A 5,602-nucleotide genomic window follows, 5' to 3' on the forward strand; every position below is an offset into this window, starting at 1 on the left:
CAGGCGATCCGGCAGGCTCCCGGCTACGGCAAGGGCCACGGCCCGTTGAACCACGCCTGGACCGTCGCCGATGGGTTTTGAGGCCGAGTTCTAGACGACCGACAGCGACGCGCCGACCGGGTTCATCAGCAACTCGGCGATGACTTCCAGCCCATGGCGGACATCGTCCCGCCGCTGCGGCATCGATATGCCGACGCGGACGGCATGGGGCGCCGCACCCCGTCCAACCATGAAGACATCGGCGCCGGTCAGCATGATGCCGCGCTGGCGCGTTTCCGAAACGAAGTCCTCCCGCCGCCACGGCTCCGGCAGCTTCAGCCACAGGTGCTGGCCGACCGACGGCACGGCGATCACCGGACAGTCGCGCAGGATGTCCTGCGCCATGGCATGCCTGATCCGGCACTCGCGGCGCTGCGCCTCGGCGAAGCGGTCGGCGCTGCCGTCCTCGATCCAGCGGCTCGCCAACTCGCTCATCAGCGGCGGCACCGCGTAGTTGAGCGCCCGCATGGTGCCTTCCAGCCGGGGCATCAGGCGCGACGGCGCGACCAGATAGCCGATCCGCAGGCCCGGCGCGATGCTCTTGGACATGCTGCTGATATGCAGCGTGATATCGGGCGCCAGCGTCTGGATCGGCGGCGGCGCGTCCGGCATCAGGAAGCCGAAGACATCGTCCTCGATGATCGTGACATCGTATTGCCGGGCGATCTCGATGATGCGCAGCCGCCGCTCCAGCGGCATCACCGCCGTCGTCGGGTTGTGCAGCGTCGGCACGGTGTAGAGGGCGCGCGGGGCGGACTGGCGGCAGGCCGTTTCGAACGCGTCCGGCAGCAAGCCGTCCTCGTCCATCGCCACCCCTTCCAGCCGAAGTCCCAGGGTGGAGGTCAGGGCCTTCATGCCGAAATAGGTCAGCCGCTCCGTCAGGATCAGGTCGCCCGGCCGCGCCACGGTCGAGATGGAAATCGCCATGCCGTTCTGGGCGCCGCTGGTCACCAGCACGTTCTCCGGCCCGACGGAAAGCTGGTGCCGGCTCAGCCATTCGGCCCCTGCCGCGCGATGCGCCGGCAATCCGCCATGGGGCGGGTATTCCAGCAGCCCCCGGAAGTCGGCCGGATTAGACATGCTGGCGAACATCGCGGCCAAAGCCTCCGCGACCCCGGCGCTGCTCGGCGTGCAGAGCGACAGGTCGACGATTGCCGGAATGTCGCCGGGAGGCGGTGGCAGTTGCGGCCAGGAGTCCATGGCACTGGCGGGAGTGCCCGCCTTGACATAGGTCCCGCGCCCGACCTCTCCCCCGATCAGGCCGCGCCGCTCGGCTTCCGCATAGGCGCGGGTCACCGTGCCGACCGTCACCTTCAGGTGATAGGCCAGATCCCTGTGCGTCGGCAGGCGGGCGCCGACGGAAAGGCGGTTGGCGGATATGTCGGCGGCCAATGCGTCCGCGATGGCGCGATAACGCGGGCCGGGGAAGTTCGCAAGGTCGGGAAGCCAATTTGTCATGGTGACAATGTTATAATTGACCCCCATCCGAATCAAGACATAATCGCATTGTCTCGATTGTAGCGAGGCAGAACGCTGGTGGATGGAGGATTGTATGCGTACAATTAATGCGACGGCCCGCACGACGGCGGGTGTTCCGGTGGTTTTCCCGAAGGGGCTTCGCGCCGCCGCCGGGTTCCCGGTCCGCATGCTCCTGAAGATGCTCGACGCCTATCTCGCATGGGACGAGAAACGCCGCCAGCGCCTAGCCTTGCTTGCGCTCAGCGACGAGATGCTGAAGGATATCGGCATCAGCAGAGCGCAGGCAGATGCCGAGGGGAGCAAGCCATTTTGGCGGGATTGACCATGAAGACCGAAGCGGACGATACGGTGGTCGTGTACGCGCTGGAGCCCGGATTATCCGGGACGGAGTTCGTCGATGTGCTGGTACGGTCCAGCCTCGCCGAGCGCCGCCCGGTCGCGGACCTGAAGCGTATCGGTACAATGCTGGAGCGGGCTGACATTATCGTCACCGCCCGCGCCGGCGGCGTGCTGGTCGGCGTCGCCCGGTCGGTCACCGACTTCAGCTATTGCTGCTACCTGTCCGATCTGGCGGTGGACCGGCACTGGCAGGGCAGGGGCATCGGCACCGGGCTGATGCTGCAAACCAAGGCTGCCGCCGTGGCGGAGGTCGGCGACGGCGTCCGCTGCATCCTGCTCTCCGCCCCGGCAGCGATCGAATTCTATGAGAAGGTGGGGCTGGAACGGCATCCGAACTGTTTCGACTTTACCAACCTTAACGGGTAAGACTTGAACGGGTAAGACGGATCATGAGCCAGCGCATTTATCAGGTGGATGCTTTCACCGACATCGTCTTCGGCGGCAACCCGGCGGCGGTCATGCCGCTCGATACCTGGCTGCCGGACAGGATGCTCCAGGATCTCGCCGCCGAGAACAATCTGGCCGAGACGGCCTTCTTCGCGCCGGAAGGGCAGGATGGCTACCGGCTGCGCTGGTTCACTCCCACGACCGAAGTCGATCTGTGCGGCCACGCCACGCTGGCCAGCGCCTTCGTCATCATGACGATCCTACGTCCGGGAACGGAGCGGGTGGAGTTCGCCACCCAGGTCGCGGGCACGTTGCCGGTCACCCGCTCGGGCGACCTGTTCACCCTGAACTTTCCTTCCCGTCCGGCCGAACCGCTCCCGGCCGAATCAGATCAGGTGAAGACCGACATCGTGGCGGCTCTGGGCGGCGGCACTCCGGCCGACATCCTGGTCGCGCGCGACTACATGGTCGTCTATGACGACGCGGCGTCGGTGGCTGGGCTCGCTCCCGACTTCCAGGCCTTGAGCCGGCTCGACCGCGCCGTGCTGGTCACCGCGCCGGCCGGCGGCGGAGTGGATTTCGTCTCGCGCTTCTTCGCTCCAAGCCACGGCATCCCGGAAGATCCCGTCACCGGTTCGACCCACTGCACGCTGACGCCGTATTGGGCGGAACGTTTGGGCAAGACGGAGCTGAACGCCCGCCAGCTTTCCAAGCGCGGCGGCCAGTTGAAGCTCAAGCTGTCGGGCGACAGGGTCTTGATTTCCGGGACCGCCGTGCTGTACCTCGAAGGCACCGTATATCTTTAAGCAAGCAATGAAGAGGCTGAGACGGCAGCCCGTGCCTTTGGGGAGCGATCCGGCGCATGCAGACCAAGTATTTCGAGGACTTCCTGATCGGCGAACGGATCGAGACGTCCGGCATCACCCTGACCGAAGCGCAGATCATCGACTTCGCGCTGGTCTACGATCCGCAGCCGATCCATGTCGATACCGTCGCCGCCTCCAAAGGTCCGTTCGGCGGCCTGATCGCCAGCGGTTTCCAGACGCTGGCGCTGACCTTCCGCCTGTTCCGCGATACCGGCGTCATCCATGACAGCAGCCTGGGCGGCAGCGGCGGCGACGAGTTGCGCTGGCTGCGTCCCGTCCGCCCCGGCGATACCCTGCACGTCATCGCGGAAGCGGTCGAAATCGTGCCGTCGCGCACCCGCGACGACCGGGGCCGCGTGCGGCTCCAGTACACGACCTACAACCAGCGGGACGAGGCGGTCCTGAGCGTCCTGCTCGACCACATCGTCGCCCGCCGCTCGCCGCTCGCCATATCCGTCTAATCAACTCTTAACTCTGTGTTTCCGGCTGAATGGCTAATTAAATTAGTCGTTCATGCCGCAGACGCGGCACAGTATTGCGCCGTTGATTTGGCGAATAGCTCTCCTTAGTATCCGCGCCGGGCCACGACCCCCCACCGGGTCGCAACTATTCTGCAAGGAATAGCCGTCATGAAGCCGAACACGCGGCCAGTCACTACCCATTTCTCCTCCGGTCCCTGCGCCAAACGTCCGGGTTGGTCGCTCGAAGCGCTGTCCGACGCCCTTGTCGGCCGCTCGCACCGCTCGAAGCCGGGCAAGGCCAAGCTCGCCGAGGTTCTCGATCTCAGCCGCTCGATTCTCGGCATTCCCGACGGTTACCGCATCGGCATCGTGCCTGCGTCCGACACGGGCGCCGTAGAGATGGCGATGTGGTCGCTGCTGGGCGCGCGTCCGGTGGACATGCTGGCGTGGGAAAGCTTCGGCAAGGACTGGGTGACCGATGTCGTCAAGCAGTTGAAGCTGTCCGACACGCGGGCCATCCAGGCCGATTACGGCAAGCTGCCCGACCTCACCCAGGTCGATTTCAGCCATGACGTGGTGTTCACCTGGAACGGCACGACCTCCGGCGTCCGCGTTCCCAACGGCGACTGGATACCGGCGGACCGCGAAGGGCTGACCATCTGCGACGCGACCTCCGCCGCCTTCGCGATGGACCTGCCCTGGGATAAGCTGGATGTCGTGACGTGGTCCTGGCAGAAGGTGCTGGGGGGCGAAGCGCAGCACGGCATGCTGGTGCTCAGCCCGCGCGCCGTCGAGCGGCTGGAAAGCTACAAGCCCGCCTGGCCGATGCCCAAGATCTTCCGCCTGACCAAGGACGGCAAGATTTCCGAAGGCGTCTTCAAGGGCGAAACCATCAACACGCCGTCGATGCTGGCGGTGGAAGATGCGATCGACGGCCTGCGCTGGGCACAGTCGGTCGGTGGGCTGTCCGGCCTGATCGCCCGGTCGGAAAGCAATCTGGCGGCTCTGGCGGATTGGGTCGAGAAGACGCCCTGGATCGGCTTCCTTCCCGTCGATCCCGCCATCCGGTCCTGCACCTCGATCTGTTTGCGGATCACCGATCCGGAGATCACGGCGCTCGATCAGGCGACACAGGCCGACGTCGCCAAGAAGGTGGCGTCGCTGCTGGAGAAGGAAGGTGTGGCCTACGACACGGCATCCTACCGCGACGCCCCGGCGGGTCTGCGGATCTGGGGGGGAGCCACGGTGGAGCGGAGCGATATCGAGGCGTTGATCCCCTGGATCGAGTGGGCCTTCGCGACCGTCAAGTCGGAGACCGTCAAAGCTTCCTGAACGGGGGACGTGCCGCATGCCTAAAGTCCTGATCTCCGACAGCCTGAGCCCGCGCGCGGTGGAAATCTTCCGCGAGCGGGGCGTCGAAGTTGATGTCAAGACCGGCCTCAAGCCGGAAGACCTGAAAGCGATCATCGGCGAATACGACGGACTTGCGATCCGCTCGGCCACCAAGGTGACGAAGGACGTGCTCGCCGTGGCGTCCCGGCTCAAGGTGGTCGGGCGCGCCGGCATCGGCGTCGACAACGTGGACATCCCGGCCGCGACCTCGCGCGGCGTGGTCGTGATGAACACGCCGTTCGGCAACTCCATCACCACGGCCGAGCACGCCATCGCCATGATGTTCGCGCTCGCCCGCGAGATCCCGGCGGCCAATGCCTCGACTCATGCCGGCCGATGGGAAAAGAACCGATTCATGGGCGTCGAGCTGACGGCCAAGGTGCTGGGCGTCGTCGGTTGCGGCAATATCGGCTCGATCGTCGCCGACCGGGCCTTGGGGCTGAAGATGCGGGTCGTCGCCTACGATCCCTTCCTCAGCCATGAACGCGCCGTCGATCTCGGCGTCGAGAAGGTCGAGCTGGACGAACTTCTGGCCCGCGCCGACTTCATCACCCTGCACACGCCGCTGACCGAAGGCAC

7 protein-coding genes are annotated in these 5,602 nt (G+C 65.7%); 6 read left to right on the forward strand and 1 reads right to left on the reverse strand.

Translation table 11 applies throughout. The annotated features are described in order from the left end of the window. Positions 1–90: 90 nt before the first annotated feature. A complete protein-coding gene (gene ehuR, locus AC5JJ6_RS39175; protein ID WP_496047230.1) occupies positions 91–1,497 on the reverse strand; it encodes a MocR-like ectoine utilization transcription factor EhuR in 1,407 nt (468 codons plus the stop codon). A 94-nt stretch (positions 1,498–1,591) separates the two neighbouring features. Here ehuR and AC5JJ6_RS39180 point away from each other — a divergent pair, with 94 nt between their 5' ends. The 6 genes from AC5JJ6_RS39180 to AC5JJ6_RS39205 form a co-directional block, all read left to right on the forward strand. Next, entirely contained in the window at positions 1,592–1,840 is a 249-nt protein-coding gene (locus tag AC5JJ6_RS39180) for a DUF1127 domain-containing protein (RefSeq protein WP_496047231.1), read from the forward strand. Positions 1,841–1,842: 2 nt separating this feature from the next. Then, positions 1,843–2,283, forward strand: a complete 441-nt coding sequence (locus tag AC5JJ6_RS39185; protein ID WP_496047232.1) for a GNAT family N-acetyltransferase — start codon at positions 1,843–1,845, stop codon at positions 2,281–2,283. A 23-nt stretch (positions 2,284–2,306) separates the two neighbouring features. After that, positions 2,307–3,110, forward strand: a complete 804-nt coding sequence (locus AC5JJ6_RS39190; protein WP_496047233.1) for a PhzF family phenazine biosynthesis protein — start codon at positions 2,307–2,309, stop codon at positions 3,108–3,110. A 56-nt stretch (positions 3,111–3,166) separates the two neighbouring features. Then, positions 3,167–3,631, forward strand: a complete 465-nt coding sequence (locus AC5JJ6_RS39195; protein WP_496047234.1) for a MaoC family dehydratase — start codon at positions 3,167–3,169, stop codon at positions 3,629–3,631. A 168-nt stretch (positions 3,632–3,799) separates the two neighbouring features. Beyond that, a complete protein-coding gene (locus tag AC5JJ6_RS39200) occupies positions 3,800–4,963 on the forward strand; it encodes a phosphoserine transaminase (RefSeq protein WP_496047235.1) in 1,164 nt (387 codons plus the stop codon). 16 nt (positions 4,964–4,979) lie between these two features. Further along, on the forward strand, positions 4,980–5,602 hold a 623-nt coding region (locus AC5JJ6_RS39205), incomplete at its 3' end, for a hydroxyacid dehydrogenase (RefSeq protein WP_496047236.1).

Source organism: Skermanella sp. (assembly GCF_059503625.1).

What these genes read in the sequence shown, in the direction of transcription:
- ehuR (WP_496047230.1), bottom strand. Translation starts at nt 1,497, where the DNA reads ATGACAAATTGGCTTCCCGACCTTGCGAACTTCCCCGGCCCGCGTTAT.
- AC5JJ6_RS39180 (WP_496047231.1), top strand. Translation starts at nt 1,592, where the DNA reads ATGCGTACAATTAATGCGACGGCCCGCACGACGGCGGGTGTTCCGGTG.
- AC5JJ6_RS39185 (WP_496047232.1), top strand. Translation starts at nt 1,843, where the DNA reads ATGAAGACCGAAGCGGACGATACGGTGGTCGTGTACGCGCTGGAGCCC.
- AC5JJ6_RS39190 (WP_496047233.1), top strand. Translation starts at nt 2,307, where the DNA reads ATGAGCCAGCGCATTTATCAGGTGGATGCTTTCACCGACATCGTCTTC.
- AC5JJ6_RS39195 (WP_496047234.1), top strand. Translation starts at nt 3,167, where the DNA reads ATGCAGACCAAGTATTTCGAGGACTTCCTGATCGGCGAACGGATCGAG.
- AC5JJ6_RS39200 (WP_496047235.1), top strand. Translation starts at nt 3,800, where the DNA reads ATGAAGCCGAACACGCGGCCAGTCACTACCCATTTCTCCTCCGGTCCC.